The 20858-nt window shown below is 62.4% G+C and carries 20 protein-coding genes, 1 other RNA gene and 1 pseudogene; 11 read left to right on the forward strand and 11 right to left on the reverse strand.

What is annotated here, in order from left to right; genetic code table 11:
• Window positions 1-29: 29 nt before the first annotated feature.
• The 6 genes from CIT25_RS25840 to CIT25_RS25865 all read right to left on the reverse strand — a co-directional run bounded on the left by CIT25_RS25840 (window position 30) and on the right by CIT25_RS25865 (window position 8476).
• A complete protein-coding gene (locus tag CIT25_RS25840) occupies window positions 30-1661 on the reverse strand; it encodes an ABC transporter ATP-binding protein (protein WP_095487782.1) in 1632 nt (543 codons plus the stop codon).
• Window positions 1658-2797 (reverse strand): ABC transporter permease, encoded by a 1140-nt coding sequence (locus CIT25_RS25845; RefSeq protein ID WP_095487784.1) that lies wholly within the window; start codon window positions 2795-2797, stop codon window positions 1658-1660. The genes CIT25_RS25840 and CIT25_RS25845 overlap by 4 nt, the downstream gene beginning before the upstream one ends.
• Window positions 2797-3891, reverse strand: a complete 1095-nt coding sequence (locus CIT25_RS25850; RefSeq protein ID WP_095487786.1) for a microcin C ABC transporter permease YejB — start codon at window positions 3889-3891, stop codon at window positions 2797-2799. The genes CIT25_RS25845 and CIT25_RS25850 overlap by 1 nt, the downstream gene beginning before the upstream one ends.
• Before the next feature lie 30 nt (window positions 3892-3921).
• Complete coding sequence (locus CIT25_RS25855) at window positions 3922-5808, reverse strand: extracellular solute-binding protein (RefSeq protein WP_095487788.1); 1887 nt, start codon at window positions 5806-5808, stop codon at window positions 3922-3924.
• Window positions 5808-7685, reverse strand: coding sequence for an extracellular solute-binding protein (locus tag CIT25_RS25860; RefSeq protein WP_095487790.1), 1878 nt, complete (start codon window positions 7683-7685; stop codon window positions 5808-5810). Before CIT25_RS25860 ends, CIT25_RS25855 begins: the two co-directional genes overlap by 1 nt.
• A gap of 158 nt (window positions 7686-7843) precedes the next feature.
• Window positions 7844-8476 carry a c-type cytochrome gene (locus CIT25_RS25865; RefSeq protein ID WP_095487792.1) on the reverse strand — a complete coding sequence of 211 codons (633 nt, stop codon included), beginning with the start codon at window positions 8474-8476 and terminating at the stop codon, window positions 7844-7846.
• Window positions 8477-8669: 193 nt separating this feature from the next.
• Between CIT25_RS25865 and CIT25_RS25870 the strand changes: the two genes are divergently transcribed.
• From CIT25_RS25870 to CIT25_RS25880, 3 genes are all read left to right on the forward strand, one after another.
• The gene (locus CIT25_RS25870) at window positions 8670-9398 is read left to right on the forward strand and encodes a 3-deoxy-manno-octulosonate cytidylyltransferase (protein WP_095487794.1); all 729 of its coding nucleotides are present in this window, start codon (window positions 8670-8672) and stop codon (window positions 9396-9398) included.
• Window positions 9399-9426: 28 nt separating this feature from the next.
• Window positions 9427-10290, forward strand: coding sequence for a prephenate dehydratase (locus tag CIT25_RS25875; RefSeq protein WP_095487796.1), 864 nt, complete (start codon window positions 9427-9429; stop codon window positions 10288-10290).
• Window positions 10291-10367: 77 nt separating this feature from the next.
• Entirely contained in the window at window positions 10368-11165 is a 798-nt protein-coding gene (locus CIT25_RS25880) for an alpha/beta hydrolase (protein WP_095487798.1), read from the forward strand.
• A gap of 63 nt (window positions 11166-11228) precedes the next feature.
• Here the strand turns inward: CIT25_RS25880 and CIT25_RS25885 are convergent, their stop codons facing one another.
• A complete protein-coding gene (locus CIT25_RS25885; protein ID WP_095487800.1) occupies window positions 11229-11702 on the reverse strand; it encodes a VOC family protein in 474 nt (157 codons plus the stop codon).
• Between the two features lie 445 nt (window positions 11703-12147).
• Between CIT25_RS25885 and CIT25_RS25890 the strand changes: the two genes are divergently transcribed.
• Complete coding sequence (locus tag CIT25_RS25890) at window positions 12148-12645, forward strand: VOC family protein (protein ID WP_280953384.1); 498 nt, start codon at window positions 12148-12150, stop codon at window positions 12643-12645.
• Window positions 12646-13013: 368 nt separating this feature from the next.
• Window positions 13014-13697 (forward strand): hypothetical protein, encoded by a 684-nt coding sequence (locus CIT25_RS25895; protein WP_206072995.1) that lies wholly within the window; start codon window positions 13014-13016, stop codon window positions 13695-13697.
• Window positions 13698-13794: 97 nt separating this feature from the next.
• Here CIT25_RS25895 and CIT25_RS25900 read toward each other — a convergent pair whose 3' ends face one another.
• Both CIT25_RS25900 and CIT25_RS38550 read right to left on the reverse strand, forming a co-directional pair.
• Window positions 13795-14088 carry a Dabb family protein gene (locus CIT25_RS25900; protein ID WP_095487804.1) on the reverse strand — a complete coding sequence of 98 codons (294 nt, stop codon included), beginning with the start codon at window positions 14086-14088 and terminating at the stop codon, window positions 13795-13797.
• A gap of 8 nt (window positions 14089-14096) precedes the next feature.
• A pseudogene (locus CIT25_RS38550) lies at window positions 14097-14231 on the reverse strand (NADH pyrophosphatase zinc ribbon domain-containing protein); the annotation flags it as partial.
• 165 nt (window positions 14232-14396) lie between these two features.
• On the opposite strand from CIT25_RS38550, the gene CIT25_RS25910 reads away from it, so the two are divergent.
• Window positions 14397-15035 (forward strand): hypothetical protein, encoded by a 639-nt coding sequence (locus CIT25_RS25910; protein WP_126103775.1) that lies wholly within the window; start codon window positions 14397-14399, stop codon window positions 15033-15035.
• Window positions 15036-15212: 177 nt separating this feature from the next.
• Here CIT25_RS25910 and nudC read toward each other — a convergent pair whose 3' ends face one another.
• Window positions 15213-16154 carry an NAD(+) diphosphatase gene (gene nudC / locus CIT25_RS25915; protein ID WP_095487810.1) on the reverse strand — a complete coding sequence of 314 codons (942 nt, stop codon included), beginning with the start codon at window positions 16152-16154 and terminating at the stop codon, window positions 15213-15215.
• Between the two features lie 37 nt (window positions 16155-16191).
• Window positions 16192-16611, reverse strand: a complete 420-nt coding sequence (locus CIT25_RS25920) for an HIT family protein (protein ID WP_095487812.1) — start codon at window positions 16609-16611, stop codon at window positions 16192-16194.
• Between the two features lie 252 nt (window positions 16612-16863).
• Between CIT25_RS25920 and ffs the strand changes: the two genes are divergently transcribed.
• The 5 genes from ffs (at window position 16864) to CIT25_RS25945 (ending at window position 20732) form a co-directional block, all read left to right on the forward strand.
• Window positions 16864-16960, forward strand: an RNA gene (ffs, locus tag CIT25_RS25925) — signal recognition particle sRNA small type.
• Window positions 16961-17065: 105 nt separating this feature from the next.
• On the forward strand, window positions 17066-18913 hold the full coding sequence (locus tag CIT25_RS25930; protein ID WP_095487814.1) for a DNA polymerase III subunit gamma/tau: 1848 nt from the start codon (window positions 17066-17068) through the stop codon (window positions 18911-18913).
• A 26-nt stretch (window positions 18914-18939) separates the two neighbouring features.
• Window positions 18940-19263 (forward strand): YbaB/EbfC family nucleoid-associated protein, encoded by a 324-nt coding sequence (locus CIT25_RS25935; protein ID WP_023802083.1) that lies wholly within the window; start codon window positions 18940-18942, stop codon window positions 19261-19263.
• A 27-nt stretch (window positions 19264-19290) separates the two neighbouring features.
• Window positions 19291-19695 (forward strand): hypothetical protein, encoded by a 405-nt coding sequence (locus tag CIT25_RS25940; RefSeq protein ID WP_095487816.1) that lies wholly within the window; start codon window positions 19291-19293, stop codon window positions 19693-19695.
• Window positions 19696-19847: 152 nt separating this feature from the next.
• Window positions 19848-20732: a cell wall hydrolase gene (locus tag CIT25_RS25945; RefSeq protein ID WP_164759195.1), complete on the forward strand. Its 885-nt coding sequence runs from the start codon at window positions 19848-19850 to the stop codon at window positions 20730-20732.
• Window positions 20733-20858 lie beyond the last annotated feature (126 nt).

Genomic DNA, 20858 nt, shown 5'->3' on the forward strand with positions numbered 1-20858 from the left:
GGATTCTTTTTCCTATTTACGCGACCCTGTCACTCGCTGACGATGCCGACCGGCGCCGTCTCGATCCTGAACGCGGCCGAGATCAGCGCCTTGGTATAGTCGGTCTGCGGCCGTTCGAAAATCTGTTCGGAGGGGCCGGCCTCGACGATCCTGCCATTGCGCATGACGATGACGTCGTTGGCAAGCGCGCGGATGACCTTCAGATCGTGGCTGATGAACAGATAGGCGAGGTCGTGCTTCGCCTGCAGGCTGCGCAGAAGGTCGACCACCTGTGCTTGCACGCTCATATCGAGCGCCGAGGTCGGCTCGTCCAGCATGACGAAGCGCGGGTTGAGCACCATGGCGCGGGCGATGGCGATGCGCTGGCGCTGGCCGCCGGAAAACTCATGCGGATAGCGATTGCGCGTGGCGGGATCGAGCCCGACTTCTCCGAGCACATCGACGATGCGCTTATCACGTTCATCGGGCGACAGTTTCGGCTCGTGGATCTTCAGCCCTTCCTCGATGATCTCGGAGACCGACATGCGCGGGCTCAAGGACCCGAACGGATCCTGGAAGACGATCTGCAACTCGCGCCGCAGCGGCCGCATGGCGTTGAAAGTCAGCTCGTTGATGTCGCGCCCGTTGAACCGAATGGTCCCGGTCGAAGAGATCATCCTGGCCAGCGCCAGGCCGAGCGTCGTCTTGCCCGAGCCGGATTCGCCGACGACGCCGAGCGTCTGGCCGGCGCGCACGGTGACGTCGATGCCGTCGACCGCCTTCACATTGTCGACGGTGCGCCGAAAAAAGCCTTTCTTGATCGGAAACCAGACTTTTATGTCCTGGCCCGTCATCACAGGCTTGGCGGCAGCGTTGGCCGCCGGCGGCTTGCCCTTCGGTTCGGCGGCAAGCAGATGCCGCGTGTAGCTATGCTGCGGATTGGCGAAGATATCTTTCGTCGGTCCGGTCTCGACGATCTTGCCTTTTGTCATCACGCAGACCCGGTCGGCGATCTTTCTGACGATGCCGAGATCGTGGGTGATGAACAGCATCGACATGCCCTTGCGGCTTTTCAGCTCCGCAAGCAGTTCGAGGATCTGCGCCTGCACGGTGACGTCGAGCGCGGTTGTCGGCTCGTCGGCGATCAGCAGCTCCGGCTCGTTGGCCAGCGCCATGGCGATCATGACACGCTGGCGCTGGCCGCCGGAAAGCTGGTGCGGATAGGCGTCGAGCCGCTTCTCCGGCTCGCGGATGCCGACCTCGTTGAGCAGCTCCAGGGTGCGCGCCTTGGCTTGCCGGTCGCCAAGACCTTGGTGCAGCGTCAGCACCTCGACGATCTGTTGCTCGATTGTGTGCAGCGGGTTGAGCGAGGTCATCGGCTCCTGGAAGATCATGGTGATCTTGTTGCCGCGCACGCGGCGCAATGCCTTCTCGTCGGTGGCGAGCAGGTCGGCGCCCTGGAACAGGATCTTTCCCGACGGATGGCTGGCGGCCGGATAGGGCAGCAGCTTCAGCACCGACAGGGCCGTGACTGATTTGCCGGACCCGGATTCACCGACCAGCGCCACCGTCTCGCCCTTGGCGATGTCGAAGGAGATGTGGTCGACAGCCATCGACTGGCGGCTTTCTTGCACGAAGGCGACGCTGAGATCGCGGACGGAGAGGAGAGGGGCTTCGCTCATCTGAACGTCTTGCGCGGATCGAAGGCGTCGCGGGTCGCCTCGCCGACGAAGACCAGCAGCGACAGCATCAGCGAGATGACGACGAAGCCGGAAATGCCCAGCCATGGGGCGTTGAGGTTGCGCTGCGCCTGCTTCAGCAGCTCGCCCAGCGAGGCCGAGCCGGGCGGCAGGCCGAAGCCAAGGTAGTCGAGCGAGGTCAGCGTCGAGATCGAGCCGCTGAGCAGGAAGGGCAGGAAGGTCAGCGTCGCCACCATGGCATTGGGCAACAGATGCCGGAACATGATGGTGCCGTTGGGCACGCCGAGCGCGCGGGCCGCATTGACATATTCGAAGTTGCGGGCGCGCAGGAACTCGGCCCGCACGACACCGACCAGCGCCACCCACGAGAACAGCAGCATCAGCCCGAGCAGGATGAAGAAGCCGGGCGGCAGAATGGCGGCGACGATCAGCAAGAGATAGAGCACCGGGATCGCCGACCAGATTTCTATGAAGCGCTGAAATAGAAGGTCGGTCCAGCCGCCGAAATAACCCTGCAATGCGCCGGCCGTCACGCCGATCAGCGCTGATCCGGCGGTGAGGATAAGGCCGAACAACACCGAGACCCTGAACCCGTAGATGACTCGCGCCAGCACATCGCGTGCCTGATCGTCGGTGCCCAGCCAGTTCCAGTTGCCGACGACGCAATTGGGGTCGGCGGCACCTTGCGGATACTGGTTGCAACGTGTCTTGGCATCATAGAGCCAGGACGGCTTGGTGGGCGCTGCCTCGGGAATGGCGTTGTTGACGGTCCGGTAGGAGTAGCGGACCGGCGGCCAGATCATCCAGCCATGGGCATTGATCTCGTCCTGGATGACCGGGTCGCGATAGTCGGTGACCGCATAAAAGCCGCCGAACTTCTCCTCGGGATAAGCGACCACGACCGGAAACAGGATCTCTCCCTTGTAGGCAACGAGAACCGGTTTGTCGTTGGCGATCCATTCGGAAAACAGCGACAGCACGAAAAGCACGAGGAAGATCCATAACGACCAATAGCCGCGCCGGTTGGCCCTGAAATTCTGCAGGCGCCGCTGGTTGAGCGGCGACAGCCAGGGTCGGGCAATCCGGTCCGGCGTCGTTTCGACTGCGGCCCCGGCCATCAGACGTCTCTCCGCTCGAAGTCGATGCGCGGGTCGACCCAAGTGTAGATCAGGTCGGACAAGAGCCCGACAATCAGGCCGAGAAGCGAGAAGATGTAGAGATTGGCGAAGACCACCGGGTAGTCGCGCTCGACCACCGACCTGAAACCGAGCAGGCCGAGCCCATCGAGCGAAAAGATGTTCTCGATCAGCAGCGAGCCGGTGAAGAAGGCCGAGATGAAGGCGCCCGGAAAGCCGGCGACGACGATCAGCATGGCGTTGCGGAACACGTGTCCGTAGAGCACCTGCCGTTCCGACAGGCCCTTGGCGCGCGCGGTCACCACATATTGCTTTCGGATTTCCTCGAGGAACGAATTCTTGGTCAGAAGCGTCGTGGTGGCGAAGGCCGACAGCACCAGCGCCGTCAGCGGCAAGGTCATGTGCCAGAAATAGTCGACGATCCGCGCCGGCCAGGACAGCTGGTCCCAATTGTCGGAGGTGATGCCGCGCAGCGGAAACCAGTCGTAGAACGATCCGCCGGCAAACAGCACCATCAGCAAGATGCCGAACAGGAAGCCCGGAATGGCGTAGCCGACAATGACGACGCCGCTGGTCCATATGTCGAATGTCGAGCCGTCCTTGACTGCCTTGCGGATGCCGAGCGGGATCGAGATCAGGTACGACAGAAGCGTGATCCACAGCCCGATCGAGATCGACACCGGCATCTTCTCCAGGATCAGATCGATCACTGAAATGTCGCGGAAATAGCTGTCGCCGAAATCAAACCGGATGTAGTTCCACAGCATCATGCCGAAGCGCTCGAGCGGTGGCTTGTCGAAGCCGAACTGCTTTTCCAGCTTGGCGATGAATTCGGGGTCGAGCCCTTGCGCGCCGCGATATTTCGAACCGACGTCGCCGGCCACGTCGACATTGCTGCCGCCCGCGTCGCCACCGCCGCCGCCAAGGCGGTCGCTGCCGCCCTGGTTGGTCAGCCTGGCAATGACCTGCTCGACCGGCCCGCCCGGCGCGAACTGGATGACGGCGAAGGAGATAGCCATGATGCCGAACAGGGTCGGGATCATCAGCAGGATGCGGCGCAGGATATAGGCGCCCATCAGGCTCTCTGTCTTGCTTGAGCGAAAATCTCAGGCTTTGCCAATCGTTGCCGCCTTATCCTTGTCGAACCACCACAGCGCCTCGACCGGAAAGCCGAAATCGGGCTTCTGCTCGGGAAAGCCGAACATGTCCCAATAGGCGACTCGGTGATTCGCGAGATGATATGTTGGAATCCAGTCTAGCCGCGCGCGCAAGACCCGATCGAGTGCTTTGAGCGCTGTGACCAGCTCGATCCGGCTCTGCGCCTTGCCGGCTGCCTCGATCAGCGCGTCGACGGCTTTGCTTTCTGTACCGGGATAGTTGCGCATCCCCGGCATTTTCGCCATCCGGGAGTCATAGAGGATTTCCAGGCCGTCGGCAGTCGGCGTCGCCCCGATCGACCATCTGAACAGGTTGAAATCGAAATCGAAATTGCTCTGCCGCGCTTCGTATTGCGTCGAATCGACCTGCCGGATCGAAGCGTCGATCCCGATCGCCTTCATATTCTCGGCCCACGGGGAGAAAAGGCGGACGATGCCATCGTCCTCGGCCAGCATTTCCACCCGCAGTCGCTCGCCCTTATCATTGACGACGAAATTGCCCGCTCGCTTCCAGCCGGCTTCGGCAAGCAGTCTCGAAGCCTCACGCAGCAGCTTACGGTCGTGACCCGAACCGTCGGAGACAGGCTGCATCACCGGTTCGCTGAAGGTTTCCGGCGGCAACTCGGCTCGGAACGGCTCCAGCAGGGCCAATTCCCCGGGCGTGGGCAGGCCCTCGGCCTTGTAATCCGACTGTTCGAAGTTCGAGTGCGAACGCTCGTAGGCGCCGTAAAACAGAACCCGCTTGGTCCATTCGAAATCGAAGCAACTGGCGATCGCCCGTCTCACGCGCACATCACGGAATTGCGGACGACGCTGGTTCAGCGCGACAGCCTGCATGTCCGGCGTTTTCTCGCCGGGAAATTCACGTTTGATGACCCTGCCGTCCTTCAGCGACGGAAAGTCGTAGCCGGTCGCCCATACCCGTGCGGTAAATTCCTCGCGAAAATGCGTGTCGCCCTTTTTCAAGGCTTCAAACGCTGCCTGGCGATTGATGTAAAAATCGATACGGATGCGGTCGAAGTTGTAGACGCCGCGGTTCACGGCCAGATCGCGGCCCCAATAGTCGGCGACACGTTCATATTCGATGGTCTGTCCGGCCGCTACGCGCCCCACCTTGTATGGTCCGGAACTGAGCGGCGGTTTCAGCGTTGAGGCATCGAATTCGTTGACCGTATAAAAGGCTTTGGACACGACCGGCATTGCGACGATCGCAAGGATATTCTGCGCCGACTGTTTGCCGTTGAAGGTGAGGTTGACGGTAACCGGATCGACCGCGACGGCTTCAGTCATATGCCGCAACGCTTGGGAAAGGTTCGGATGGCCTTTGTCTTTGTAAAGTTTCAATGCGAAGGCGACGTCCCCAGCGGTCAGTGGCGAGCCGTCGTGGAAGCGCGCTTGCGGTCGCAGGCTGAAGCGGAAGCCATTGCGGTCCGGCGATAAGGTAACGGATTCGGCAAGCAGGCCATAGACCGCATCAGGCTCATCGAGTGCGCTTGCCATCAGCGAATCGAAACAGAGTTCGGTGCGCGGCGGCGAATCCCCCCTCAACACCAGGGAATTCAACGTGTTGAACGTCAGAAAGCTCTGGTTGAAGGTGGAGTTCGGCGGTGCGAAATTCATCTGGCCGCCCTTGGGGGCGTCCGGATTGACATAGTCGAAATGCGTGAAGTCCGCGGGATATTTAAGGTCGCCGAAGGCCGACAGGCCGTGCAGCTTTACGCCGGTCGGGATGGCGGCGAAGGCCCGGCCTGGCAGCAGCGCTGCCGCCGTGGCCGCGGCGCCCAGAGCCAGAAAGTCGCGGCGGGCCAGAGAGTCGCGCCGGGGGAGCGCCGCCATCAATTGCCACTCTTGTATTTTGCCGCCAGCGCCTTTTCCTTGTCCGCGTCGATCCACCAGGAATTCTGATCGACGCCGCTATAGGCCGGTTGCTTTTCCGGGATGCCGAACTTGTTCCAATAGGCCATCCAGACCACCGACCGATGGTGTTGCGGCACGACATAGTAATTCCACAGCAGCACCCGGTCGAGCGCATGGGTGGCAGCAACCAGATCGTCGCGATCGGTGGCGAAGATGACGCGGTCGACCAGCGCATCGACGACCGGGTTCTTGATGCCGGCATAGTTGCGGGATCCAGGCGTGTCGGCGGCCTTCGAGCTCCAGAAGTCACGCTGCTCGTTGCCTGGCGAATCCGACTGTCCCAGCTGCGATATGGTGACATCGAAATCGAAGTTGTTGACGCGGTTGACGTACTGGGTCTGGTCGATCAGCCGCAGCGTGGCGTCGACACCGATCTTGCGCAGATTGGCGATGTAGGGACTGGAAAGGACCTGGTCGGTGTCGTTCCAGCCGAGGATTTCGAACTTGAACGGCTCGCCCGTCTTGGCATTCACCATTTTGCCGCCCTTGATCACCCAACCGGCCTTGGCGAACAGATCGACCGCAGTCTTCAGATACTTACGCTCCGCCTGTGGCGAATCGTAGACCGGCAGCTTGAATTCCTGGGTGAAGATTTCGGGCGGCAGCTTGTCGCGATATTGCTCAAGGATCTCCAGTTCCTTGCCCTGCGGCAGTCCGCTCGATGCCAGTTCGGTGCCTTGGAAATAGCTTGATGTACGGGTATTGGAACCGAAGAACAGCGTGCGGTTCATCGACTCGAAGTCGAGCGGGTAAGTCAGCGCGGCGCGCACCAGGCGATCCCTGAACAACGGACGTCTCGTGTTGAGCATGAACGCCTGCATCGGTTCGGGTGAGGCGGTCTTGAATTCCTTCTTGATGACGTCGCCAGCCTGGACTGCCGGGAAATTATAGGCCGTGTTCCAGCGCCTCGAACTGTTTTCCGGCTTAATGTCATCCAGCCCGCCTTTGGTGAAGGCCTGCCACGCCGCATTATCGTCGAGAAAGTAGCTGAAACGCTGGGTGTCGAAGTTCTCCCGGCCGATCTTCACCGGCAGCTTGGCTGCCCAATAGTCGGGCACGCGCTGCCAGATGATTTCCGAGCCCGGCTTGAAGCTGGCGATCTTGTAGGCGGCGGACCCCAGCGGCGGCTCCAGCGTCGGCCTGGTGACGTCGCGCTTCTTTCCATTGGCGTCGGTACCTTCCCACCAGTGCTTCGGCAGCACGACGAGATCGCCGATGATTTTCGGCAACTCCCGATTGCCCTTCTGGCTGAAATGGAATTCGACTTCGCGATCCGAGATCGCGACGGCATCGGTGACATTCTCGAAATAGCGACTGTACATCGGGCTGTTGGCCTTCAGCACCTGAAACGACCAGATGACGTCGTCGGTGGTGATCGGCTGGCCGTCGTGCCACCTGGCCCGTGGATCCAGGCGGTAGGTCGCCGAGGAATAGTCGTCCGGATGTTTGTAGGCGTCGGCGATCAGCGGATGGCTGACGCTGCCCTCGTCGGTCGCCTGCTCCATCAGCGTGTCATAAAGCAGCCCGCCGCCGAACTGTGTGAAGCCGGCTGCCGGCGAACCCTGGACGATATAGGGATTGAAGCTGTCGAACGTGCCGAGCACCACCAAATTCAGCGTGCCGCCCTTCGGCGCATCGGGATTGACGTAGTCGTAGCGCTGGAAGTTGTTGCCATATTTGGATTCGCCGATCAGCGACGAGGTGGTGCGCCATTCGTCCGCGAAGGCTGCCTGCAGGCCGCCGGCAAAAGCCGCCATAACCAGCACCGATCTGAGAAACGTTCGGCCAACCGTCATGCCTTCTCCTCTTTGCGATAGCTATCAGCAGACAATCTAGATCATTTGACGCCTATGAAAACCGAGACAGGCCGGCTTTGTCGCCGCAGATGCGCTTTTCCCATTAAAAAAGCCGGGCTGAGCCCGGCTTTCCCAAAGATATGTCCATGACAATTGCGTTATTGCGCCGGTGCTGGTGCTGCACCCTCTGCAGGCTTTGCCGGCGCTGCACCCTCGGCGGGCGCGGCCGCTGAAGCGCCAGGCGTCGGCAGTGGCTTCGGATTGTCCGACAGCGTGCGCAGATAGGCGATGACGTTGGCGCGGTCCTCATCCTTCGGCAGGCCGGCAAAACCCATAGCCGTGCCCTTCACGTCCTTCTTGGGCGACAGGAGGAAGTGGTCGAGGTTCTCGTAGGTCCACTTCTCCGCGCCGGCCTTCGAATATTCCTTCATGCCAGCCGAATAGGCAAAGCCCTCGTGAGAGGCCACTGGACGATCGACGACGTCCCACAGATCGGGGCCGACCTTGTTAGGCCCTCCCTTTTCGCCGGAGTGGCAGGCCTGGCACTTCTTGAACACGGCGGCACCCGCCTCGACATTGGCGTTGGCCAGGAGGTCGGCGATCGGCTTGGCTTCTGCCGCCGGGGCTGCCGGGCCGCCCTCGGCAGGCTCCTCGGTCGCCTCGATGGCGAAGCCGGGTTTTTCCGATGCGGGGGAGGCGAACAGCGCATCGGACACGATGCCGACGGAGAACACGACGAACACGGTTCCGAGCAGCCCGCCGATCAGCTTGTTGATTTCGAAAGAGTCCATACGCCCCAGGCTCCCTTTTCCGGCGGACCAATCCGTCCACTCCGTCCGTCGGTAATCGTGAACCACCCCGCGAGGCGGTCAAATCGGGCGGAAACTAGGTCTTTTGCTCTGGCGTTGCAACACCTATAAGGGCGCTTCCAGTGAGACCTTTTGCCACTTTTCCCATCCTCTTTTTCGAACGCTTCGTCACCCGATGTCCACGCTCATCCTCATCCCGGCCCGCATGGCCTCGACCCGCCTGCCGGGCAAGCCGCTGGCCGACATCGCCGGCGCTCCGATGATCGTCCACGTCGCCCGCCGCGCCGCCGAGGCCGGGCTTGGCCGGGTGGTGGTCGCCACCGATACGCAAAGCGTGGCGGAAGCGGTGCGTGCGCACGGGTTCGAGGCGGTGATGACGCGGGCGGATCACGAATCGGGCTCCGACCGCATCTTCGAGGCGCTGGCCACGCTGGATCCAGGGCGCAAGGTCGAAACGATCGTCAATGTGCAAGGCGACCTGCCGACCATCGATCCCGAGATCATCAATGCCGCGCTGAGGCCTTTCGAGGATGCGACGGTCGACATCGCCACGCTCGGCATCGAGATCGTCCGCGACGAGGAAAAGACCAATCCGAATGTCGTCAAGATCGTTGGCTCGCCGCTGTCGGAGACACGGCTGCGGGCGCTCTATTTCACCCGCGCCACGGCACCTTGGGGCGAGGGGCCGCTCTATCATCACATCGGCCTCTATGCCTATCGCCGCTCAGCGCTCGAACGCTTCGTCGCGCTGAAGCCGTCGCCGCTGGAACGGCGCGAGAAGCTCGAGCAGTTGCGGGCGCTGGAGGCCGGCATGCGCATCGACGCCGAGATCGTGCAGTCCGCGCCGTTCGGCGTCGACACGCCGGACGACCTCGAACGCGCCAGAACCATCCTTTCAACCTGAGACATTTGGTCAACCCGAGACATTTGGCATGCCTGAAAAAACCAACAGAATATCCTTCCAGGGCGAGCCGGGCGCCAATTCAGACACCGCCTGCCGCAACATGTTCCCTGATATGGAGCGGTTGCCGTGCCCGACCTTCGAGGATGCCTTCAACGCGGTCGAGACCGGCAAGGCCGACCTCGCCATGATCCCGATCGAGAACACGATCGCCGGCCGCGTTGCCGACATCCACCATCTCCTGCCGGAATCGAAGCTGCACATCGTCGGCGAATATTTCCTGCCGATCCATTTCCAGCTGATGGTCTTGCCGGGCGTCAGGCGCGACGAGATCAAGACCGTGCACAGCCATATCCATGCGCTCGGCCAGTGCCGCAAATACATCCGCAAGAACGGCTGGAAGCCGGTGGTCGCCGGCGACACGGCGGGTTCGGCCAAGCTGGTCGGCGAGGTGAAGGATCGCACTATGGCGGCGCTTGCCCCGGCGCTGGCCGCGACGCTCTATGGGCTCGACATCATCGAGGAGAATGTCGAGGACACCGACAGCAACGTCACCCGCTTCGTCGTGCTGACGAAGAACAGGCAATGGGCGGAACGCCCATCCGACGCCGCCAAGATGATGACGACGTTCATCTTCCGCGTCCGCAACGTGCCGGCCGCGCTCTACAAGGCGATGGGCGGCTTTGCCACCAACGGCATCAACATGACCAAGCTGGAGAGCTACCAGCTCGGCGCCTTCACGGCGACGCTGTTCTATGCCGATATCGAGGGCCATCCCGACGATCCGCTGGTGAAGCTGGCGCTCGACGAGTTGCGCTTCTTCTCGCGCGAAATGCGGATCCTGGGTGTCTATCCCGCCAGCGAATCGCGCGAGCAATGGAAGGTGGCGGATTAGCTAGCATTCATCGAGAGCTCTGCGGCGTCCTGACCTGGCGCCTTGCCAGATGACGAGTGCCGGGCGACATTCCTCGCATGTGGCTCCTGAAACTGGCGCTCGCAGCCGCTGGATTGTATGCGGCGGTTGTCGCCGTCGCGTATGTGCTTCAGTCCTGGCTGATCTTTCCGGCCGGCTTTGCGGCTTTCGGACCCGATCTGCCGGCCGGGGCCCGCCATGTCGAGTTGGCGACGCAGGATGGCGAGCGCTTCGTTCTGGTGCGCCTGCCGGCAAGACAGGCCGAGCCACGCCCGCTCCTGCTGGGGTTCGCCGGCAATGCCTGGAATGCCGACGCGCTTGCCCTCATGCTGCACCAGCTATTCCCCGAACATGAGGTCGCGGCGCTGCACTACCGCGGATATGCGCCGAGCAGCGGAAGCCCGTCAGCCTCCGCCCTGTTCGAGGACGCCCGACGCGCCCATGACCACCTGGCCACCGACGCCAAAGCCGGCATCGTCGCCATCGGCCTTAGCCTCGGCGCTGCGGTTGCGGTCGATCTGGCGACCGTCCGGCCCTTGCGCGGCATTGTCATGGTGACGCCCTTCGACTCGCTGAAGGAACTCGCCGCCCACCACTATCCCTGGCTGCCGGTGCGCCTCTTGCTGCGGCACCGCATGGAGGCGGCAGAAACTCTGCGCGACCTCGATGTGCCCACGGCCGTCATCGTCGCCGAGAACGACACCATCGTTCCAGCGGCACGCTCGGCACCTCTGCGCGAGGCCGCCCGTGATTTGCGCAGCCACATCGCCATAGCGGCTGGCCACAACGACCTCTATGGCCATCCCGACTTCGCCGGCGCGCTACGCGCCTCCGTTGCGGCGGTCACGCACGATTGACGAGCACTGGGTGGCGAGCGGGCAAGCTCTGGCAGCGATTTGGCCGCAAATCGCGATGGGCCGTCAACCGCGCCGCGCCGCCTCGATCGCGGCGACGTCGATTTTCCTCATGGTCATCATGGCATCAAACGCGCGCTTTGCTTCGTCGCCGCCAGCCGCCAGCGCTTCAGTCAGGACGCGCGGCGTGATTTGCCAGGAAACGCCCCACTTGTCCTTGCACCAGCCGCACGCGCTCTCCTGGCCGCCATTGCCGACGATGGCATTCCAGTAGGGGTCGGTCTCCTCCTGATCGTCGGTGGCGATCTGGAACGAGAAGGCTTCGTTGTGCTTGAAAGCGGGACCACCGTTGAGGCCGAGACAAGGAATGCCCGCAACTGTGAAGTCGACCGTCAACACGTCGCCCTCCTTGCCGGCTGGGTAGTCACTGGGTGCATGGTGCACGGCACTCACCACGCTGTCAGGAAAGGTCGCGGAGTAGAAGCGGGCGGCAGCCTCGGCGTCCTTATCGTACCAGAGGCAGATCGTATTCTTCGCCATTGCGGGTTCCTTTCGCCTTGAAGCCAAGATTTCGGCCTTCCCCATCCGCTCCCTTCCGAAATAGGTAGCCAATCGCTTTTCTCCACCCCGGAAGCGTCCGGCCCGCCCCGGCGATCGCAAAGGGCAGCTTACCCTAGCGTCGCGGTCCGCTTTGGGCGGACAGACATTCTCGTTGTTTCCCAAAGCGGACGTTCGCGCGATGACTGGTGTTGGCCCTTTTGCACACCATCACGAGCCGACCGGCCATGTACATGACGGCGGGTCGCGGAAGGTGTTTCAATTGAAAGCAGACTCCTGCCCTCCTGAAATCAGAATGTAACGCCCTCCGCGAATTTTTGGCCCCCGCCGTCGTTCGCATCGGATCGACCGAGCGGACGGAATTTGAGTCAACACGGAGTTTGTCACCCTGACTACGAAGAAAACAGGCAGGCCGACCGCGCCACGGATCGTTGGTCTTCGCCACGTCGGCATGGTCGCCGAAAACCCGGCTGCGCTTGCGCGATTTTATGAGGATGTCCTCGGCCTTCAGGTGGTCGGCGGCAGTGGCGAAGAAAACCCGTTCGGCGCCACCGCCTTCCTGAGCAGCGATCCGGCCGAAGAGTCCCATCAGATCGCTATCTTCACCAATCCTGCCTTGCGCCACATCGCATTCAAGGTCGGCACATTGGCCGATCTGCGCGCCGCCTACACGCGCATCGTCGACATGGGGCTGCCGATTAAGATGGCCTTCAATCACGGTGTATCGCTTGCGTTCTATTTCGAAGACCCTGAGGGAAATCTTGTCGAAGTCTACTGGCCGACCGGCATGGCCTTCGACCAGCCCTACGGGGATCCGCTCGATTTGACGCTGCCGGAAGAGGCATTGCGGCAGAGGGTCGAGCAACTGGTGCGGCAGGCGAGTGAACAGGTTCCGGTATCTCTGCCGTCTGCATCCGCGTCATAGCGCGGAGCGGTCGCTCCTTCACCCCTCCTACCATTCAATTCTCACTCCTGACGAGGAAATGACGACACCTCTACCGCGGACGCGTACTGCTGGCTTGCGCAGATCGGATTGATCGATAAGGCGGCTCTGCCGATCCTCGGCGCGACGCAATCGCGCGCGCTGATGCCGTCCGCCACAGGGAATTATCAACTCAACAAGTTGATGTATTTCAAATGAAACAGTCAAGACATACGGCGAAAACATTGTGGTGGTAGCCAAGCTGCCTCGGGACGTGGAAGCGAGTAAATATTTCCATCGCAGACTCACTTTCTACGTCAGCCAAAGCCGAGATATTTCGTGGAAGCCCAGGAATACAGGAGAGCATCCAGATGAGCTCAAGATCAGCAACCTTTGTCGCGTCTGCAATCGCGATCATAACTACCACCGCCGCCGCTCCGACCGCTCCGCTGACACCGGCGGAGGCAGCGCGGATCGACGCATCGTCGTTCCCCGCGCCCGGCGAGCCGAGCCTTGCCGAAATCCGCCATGCAACGGAGCGATTCCGCAACGTCAACGTCGCGCTCGCGGAGGGCTACATCCGCGATCCTGCCAACATGTGCGAGACCGCCGAAATGACGGGACAGCCGCAGAAATTAGGGGCTATGGGCCTCCACTACTTTCGCCCCGATATGCTCGGCATCACCGCTCCGCCCAATCCGCGCGTCGACGGCACCGGCACGCACACGGACTTCGGCAAGCCCGCGGTCCTCGTCTACGAGCCGCAGGCCGACGGATCGCTCGAGCTGATCGCGGTGGAGAATCTCGTCTTCGCGAAAGCGTGGAAGGAAGCCGGCCACGACGCCCCGCCTTCCTTCTACGGCGTTCCCTGGGACACCATGATCGACGACCCGACGACGCCCGCGGATGAGGCGCATAATTTCGAGCCGCATCACGACCGGCACGTCTGGCTCTATCGAGAAAACCCGAACGGCATCTTCGCCCAGTTCAACCCGCGGGTGACCTGTGAGCACCACAACTCCGGTGCGTCCCACCAGCATGCGTCAGGCCAGTGATAAGCGGCGACCTGGCTTACCTGCTCGCGCCGAGCGGCAGGTGAGCCAGGCGTCGTCTGTTCGAACTTGCTCGTTCAGAGCGATTGGATTTTTGGTCCTAGGTCAGCGGCTCGTAGTCGATCTCGAGAAACGCCTCGACCTCCGGGATCCAGCGATCGCGGACGAAGGCGACGTGGTCAGGATGGTCGTTGTAACGGGAATAGGCGGCCTCGTCGGCGAACTCCATCGAGAAGCCGAAGCGATAATCGTTCTTCGGACTGACTTGCCGCAACTGCTCGAATTTCTCGACACCCGATATCGCCGCGAGCACTTTCGCATCAGTGAGGAATTTCACCTCCTCGGCCGAGTTCTCCCTGTGCTTCAGCCTGAACACCACAGTGTGACGGATCAATTTCTGCTCCCCATAGCGTTTACGCGCTGTCGGCCCAGGCGCGGATCAGGTGATGGACAAATGATCACCACCGGGTCGGTGCGCGGAAAATGCTCGGTGCCGCAGGCCGGGCAGTGTCGCTTGTAGCCGCCCGCCCGCATTTCGACTAGGCGAAAAAGCCATCGAAATTCAAACGGCGCAGTTCGATAGCCTTCTTTCCAAAGCCATGGATGCAGACGCAAGCAACGGAATTCACCCATCCGTATGCCATCCGTAAGTGCGCTTCTCGCATGGTCGTGCGGGCACAATTCACTGCTCGGAGGTTCACCATGCATGACGTTTCATCTTCCCATCTCTCAGGCAGCATTTCGCGAGACATGTTTGTTTCTTTCGTCCGCGACCTGCTGGGCAGCTATCCGAATCCAGACGAACCGCAGCCGCGAGGTCCCTGGGATCCAATCATCTTTGCCGCCTTGCAGCGAATGGCATGGTTCGGTCCACATCCGGAGCCCTGGCACTCACTGTTTCACGTCATCGCCCAGCGGCATCCTGAACTGTGGGATATCCTTGGCGGCCCCCTGGTTCGGGCGGCGCTCAATCCGCAGCCGCTACCGCCCCGCATCGCCTTCGCCGCCGCTCTGGCCGACGGGTTGATAGAGCGCGCAGCGTCTGCTCAGGAAATCGCGGACTGGCTGCCGCAGCAGGGGGAACAGCGCGGCATCATCATCGTCAGCGGCCGTCTTCTGCAGTATGTCGACGATCTTTGCGGCAACGGCCTCAGGCTCAAATTCCCTAAGCCCGTTCCACCGCCGCCGTGGTGGCAGGAGCAGTTGAGTGGCGCCGACCTGGCGGTAATGGGCGTCCGGTTCGAGAGCGCGGCAGCGCAGGTTGTCAACGAGGCGCTCGGAGGCGCATTCCGTCAGGCCGGCGTCAAACTTATTCAGACCGGGCTATCGAAGTTCCAATAGCGGCAGACGGGCGATCGCTATGGCCGACCTGCAGCATTCTTGCCCGGATTGAAGTGTTGTGGTGGGGCGGATTTGGGTCAGGGTCGAGGGTTCGGTGCAGTTGCAATATCGCTGCAACCGCGCCGAAGCCCGAAGGCTCTGACCCAAATGGCCCAGTCATTTTGGTCCCACAAACCTTTACGCGCTGTCGGCCCAGGCGCGGATGAGGTTATAGGCGATCGCCCCCTTCGGCGGCGTGACCAGGCCGCCCGGATGCTCGCGGGCCAGCATCGAGAGCACCTCGTCGCGAAAGAACCAGCGGCAGTCTTCCAGCTCGTTGAGGTCGGCCTGGATGTCGTCGTTGAGCGGCTCGCCGAAGCAGCCGATCATCAGCGAATAGGGAAACGGCCAGGGCTGGCTGGCGTGGTAGACGACGCGGCCAAGCCTGATGCCGGCCTCCTCCAGCGTTTCACGGCGCACAGCCGCCTCGATCGTCTCGCCCGGCTCGATGAAGCCGGCAAGCGCCGAATACATCCCCGGCGCGAAATGCCGGCCGCGGCCAAGCAGGCATTTTTCGCGCGTCGCCGTCAGCATGATCGCCACCGGATCGGTGCGCGGAAAATGCTCGGTGGCGCAGGCCGGGCAAAGCCGCTTGTAGCCTCCGGCCCGCATTTCGGCTTCATTGCCGCATTTGCTGCAGAAGCGGTGGCTGGCATGCCAGGCGAGCAGCGCCGCCCCTTGCGCCATGGCGCCGGCCGCCGCTTCGTCGATCAGCCCCTGCATGTAGACCGAGCGATAGTCGATGGCCTTGATCGTCTCCGGCAATTGTTCGGGATCGATGCCTGCCGGAACGGCGAGTACCGGGCCGCTGTCGGAAAAACCGAGCAGGACGCCATGGTCGAGCGACGCCTGGAGCGGCTGGCTCTCCTCGGCGCCGAACCAGGGGTCGAAGCCGTCGCCAACGAGCTTCAGATAAAGGCGCCCGCCATGCATCAGCAAAAGCCTGGCTGAGGGATCGGCGAGTGCCTTTTCGACGGAATCGTCGGCGCGGTTTTCGGATTGCCGGTCGATCATATTGCCGGCGAAGCCGACGAACTGGCTCGGCTCGCGCAAGGGCGCGTCAAACAGGCGGAAGCTCATGGGAGACTCTGGATTCCAGGATGGACACGGGACAGGCTTATAGCGCCGCCTTTATCTGTTGCGCAAACCGGCGCAGGTCCGGGCGCTGATAAGGCTCGCGCAGGCCGTGGCCCCACACCGGGCCCGGCCAGCCGGGATCACCTTCCGAGCGCGCGATGACATGGACATGCAACTGGCGCACGATGTTGCCGAGTGCGCCGGTGTTGATCTTGGTGCAGCCAGTCACCCTCTTCAGAGCCTGCGCCACCATATTGGTCTCGAAGGTCAGCATCGCCTGGTCGAGCGGCGTCAAATCGTGGATTTCCTCCACACCCGGTCGCTGCGGCACCAGAAGCAGCCACGGCCAGCGGCGATCGTTCATCACCCGCAACTCGCACAGCCCGAGCCACATCAACTGTTCGCTGTCCGTCTCCAGACGAGCATCCAGCGTGAATCCGGCCTTGAGGCCCGGCAACATCGGCGTTTCCTTCGCTTTTGTAGTGTTTTTTAAACGTCATGAACGCTAAAGCGGCTGCCGGGGGGCCGCAAGAGGGCGGCAAGCGAATCATTGCTCCGTGACGGCAGTTATGCTATTGATTTGGGCATGGTGCTGATTTGCGCCGATGACCCGCCTTCCGAGGCGGGTTTTTTGTTTCAGCTTTCGGCGTCACCCCTGCTGATTGATCCTGCGCACTTGCATTTCATCGCCGAATTGCCGATATGGAGAACGGGAGGTTGGTGGTGGACGGTCCACTCGCCAACCGGGTCAGGTCCGGAAGGAAGCAGCCCTAACGAGCCCGGAACGGGTCATTGTTCCAGCCTCCCGCCTCTTCGCCTTTCTCCCGCGACATTGACGGCGCCAAGCCCTGCGGGCGAAACTATGCGCAGGAATCGGCCGCCTGCAGCGGCGGCCCTTGGAGCTTTACGGGCGAATGAGCGAAGCCGGAAATTCGGGAACGGAAAAGGCCGCCGCCTATCGCGTTCTGGCGCGCAAATACCGTCCTGCGAACTTCTCCGAGCTGATCGGCCAGGAGCCGATGGTCCGCACCCTCACCAACGCCTTCGCCACCGGCCGCATCGCCCAGGCCTGGATGCTGACCGGCGTGCGCGGTGTCGGCAAGACGACGACGGCGCGCATACTCGCGCGGGCGCTCAACTACAAAACATCGACCGTCGACCAGCCTTCGGTCGATCTTGCCGTTCCGGGTGAGCACTGCCAGGCGATCATGGAAGGCCGCCATGTCGACGTCATCGAGATGGACGCCGCCTCGCACACCGGCATCGACGACATCAGAGACATCATCGAGCGCGTGCGCTACGCGCCGGTGTCGGCGCGCTACAAGGTCTACATCATCGACGAAGTGCACATGCTCTCGACCCAGGCCTTCAACGGCCTGCTGAAGACGCTGGAAGAGCCGCCGCCGCACGTCAAATTCATCTTCGCCACCACCGAAATCAGAAAAGTTCCGATCACCGTTTTGTCGCGCTGCCAGCGCTTCGACCTCAGGCGTATCGATGCCGGCGCGCTGGTCGCGCATCTCTCCTCGATTGCCGGCAAAGAAGGCATTGCGGTCGATGACGACGCGCTGGCGATGATCGCCCGTGCGGCCGAAGGCTCGGCACGCGATTCGCTGTCCATCCTCGACCAGGCGATCGCCCATGGCAGCGGTACTGTCAGTGCAGAGGCGGTGCGCGCCATGCTCGGGCTGGCCGACCGCGCCCGGATCGTCGACCTGTTCGAACATGTGATGAAGGGCGACGTGGCGGCCGCGCTGGCCGAGTTCCGCAACCAATACGACACCGGCGCCGATCCGGCCGCGGTGCTGACCGATCTTGCCGAGTTCAACCACCTCGTCACTCGGCTGCGCTTCGTGCCGACAGCCCTCGACGACGCCTCGCTGTCCGAGGACGAGCGCCGGCGCGGCGCCGACTTCGCCAAGGCACTGTCGGTCAGGGTGCTGTCGCGGACCTGGCAGATGCTGTTGAAAGGCATTCCCGAGGTGCAGTCTTCCAATCGGCCGGTCAGCGCCGCCGAAATGGTGCTGATCCGGCTGGCGCATGCCGCCGACCTGCCGACGCTGGACGAGGCGTTGAAATCGCTGGAGGCCGGAGCATCGGTGCCGAATGGCGCGCCACACTCAAATGGCGCGCCTGCAAGCTCTGGTCCGGCAAATACTGGCCCGGCAAGTCCCGGCCCAGCAAGTGCCGGTAATGGCGGCGGCGCCAGCGCCGTGGCGCAGACGCGGATGCCGACGGCCAATGGCGGCGCGCAGATCATGCGGCTGGTCGAGGCCGAGCCGATGCCGGCGGCCTTCATTCCGGCGCCGGAGCCGGTTGCGGATGCGCCGGCGGTGCCGGTGAAATCGCTGGCCGACATCGTCGCGCTTGCCGACGCCCAGCGCGACATGGCCTTCAAGGTGCTGGTGAAGCGCTGCGTGCGCCTGGTGCGCATCGAGCCGGGCCGCATCGACGTCAGCCTGACCGATGACGCGCCGAAGATGCTGCTCAATGAGCTGACCGCCAAATTGCGCGCCTGGACCGGCCGCAGCTGGCTGGTGTCGCTGTCGAAGGAAGAGGGCGGCCAGACACTGGCCGAGATGGAATCGACCAAACGCGAAAACGCCCTCCTCGATGCCAAGAGCGACCCGACCGTCGCCGCCATCCTGGCGCGGTTTCCCGGCGCCAAGATCATCGACGTGCGCATTCCCGACGCACCGGAAGCCGATGCGGTAGAGGCCGAAGTTCCGGTCGAGCCGGCGGCGGACGACGACGAAACCTGATACAGATCAATCTAGAGGACCACGCGATGAAAGATCTTCTCGGCCTGATGGGCAAAGCGAAGGAAATGCAGGCCAAGTTCCAGGCCATGCAGGACGAGATCGCCACGCTGGAAGCCACCGGGCAGGCCGGCGGCGGCTTGGTCAGCGTGACGCTGACCGGCAAATTCGAGATGAAGTCGCTGAAAATCGACCCGTCTCTGTTCAAGGAGGACGAGGTCGAGATTCTGGAGGATCTGCTTCTCGCCGCCCACAATGACGCCAGGGCCAAGGTCGAGCAGATGATGCAGGAAAAGACCCAGGCACTGACCGCGGGACTGCCGATACCCCCGGGAATGAAGCTGCCGTTCTAGATCTGAGCTTTAGCGTTCAGCGGCGCCATGACCAAAGAGCCATCAGCCAGGTTGATAGAGCAGCGCCTCCGAAACAGGATCTATGAGATCCTGGAGATCCTGGCCGACTGCGACGCGGGCGTGAATCTCGTTGGAATCAATGGCTATTTCAATCTTTTCGACGATTTCCTCCATCGTCCGTCCATCGAATCCGGCATGTCCGTCCTGTCGAAGGATGAACGTGCCATCGTGCTGGAAATCGCCCATCTTCTAGAAGAAGCCTGCGTGGCTATGCCCGATTTCACCAAGGCTGAGTTCGTCGAAAGCGGCTGGCCGCGGCAGATTGCGCCGAAAGCGACGGTCGCACGGATGCTGTTCCTGCAACGCGGGCTGTTTTCGGAGGAGTTCGATGAGGCCGAACCCGGGCAACGGTTCGTGCCGTCAGCCAGTTAAATCTGCCCTCTATCGGGTGTGTCTGTTCTGCCACTTTCCGCTTAATAACGCTTTAGCCATCTTTTTGCCTGAAAGTGTCTCATTCTTGCCGCAGCCTGGGCGGGCTGGCAGCAGAAACGAGGGGATACCTGTTGATCTCTACCCGATGGAAGATGCCGTTGTTGCTCGGCGTCGTCACGTCTCCGCTGTTTTTGGCCGCCTGCAGTCAGACCACCTCGCATGGCCTGTCCGTGGCCAGTCTGACCGATGCCGTCAGGTCCCGGCCCTCCAGTCACACAGCGAAGGACAAGGAGTGCCTCCAGCGCGCGATGTTCTTCGAATCCAACCGGTCGAGCCGTGACGGCATGATTGCCGTTGGCACCGTGGTCATGAACCGGCTGCGCTCCGGCAAGCACGGCAACACCATCTGTCAGGTGGTCGGCGAGCGCGGGCAGTTTGCGCCGGGCGTGATGACACGGCGGATGAATTCGAAGGCGATGCCCGATGTCGAGGAGGCCGCCGAGGCGGTGCTCAAGGGCGAGCGCAAGGCCAAGCTGAAGAACACGATGTTCTTTCACACCGCCGGCCTGCGCTTCCCCTACAAGAACATGCACTACACGATGGTTGCCGGCGGCAACGCCTTCTATGAAAAGCGCGGCCGGAACTGGAAGCCGCTGCCGGACGAGCCCACGGTCGCGGTGGCACAAGCCACGCCGCGGGCGCCGGCGGCCACCGCTCCGGTGACGCTCGTCGCCTCCGCGGCGCCGGTTCCCAAAGCAACACCCGCCAAGGCAACCTATGTGACCGCGATCGCATCGCAGCCGGTAAAGCCGACTCTGGAGAAGGTGACGCCACAGAAGGCGACCCTTGTTGCGATGCAAGAACCGATGCAGGAGCCGGACGCGGCCCGTTTCGGCGGCACGGCCGACACCCGGCCTGTCACCTCGTTCCCGGCCGCGTCGGCCGAGCCGACAATGGCGTTTGAATCGACCCCCGAGAACACCGACGCCATCGGTGCGATGATCGCCGGCCAGACCCGGCCGCTGGAAGAAAACTGAGGCGGTCGACGTCGGCGCCGCCCCTCATCTGGCTGCCATCTTCTCCCCGTATTAGTGACGGGGAGAAGGACGCTCTCGTCGATGATTTCGCCAATCGTCAGCCTTGCAGGAAGGGTGCCGAGGTCG

The sequence above is a fragment of the Mesorhizobium mediterraneum genome, assembly GCF_002284565.1.
GTDB lineage: Bacteria > Pseudomonadota > Alphaproteobacteria > Rhizobiales > Rhizobiaceae > Mesorhizobium > Mesorhizobium mediterraneum.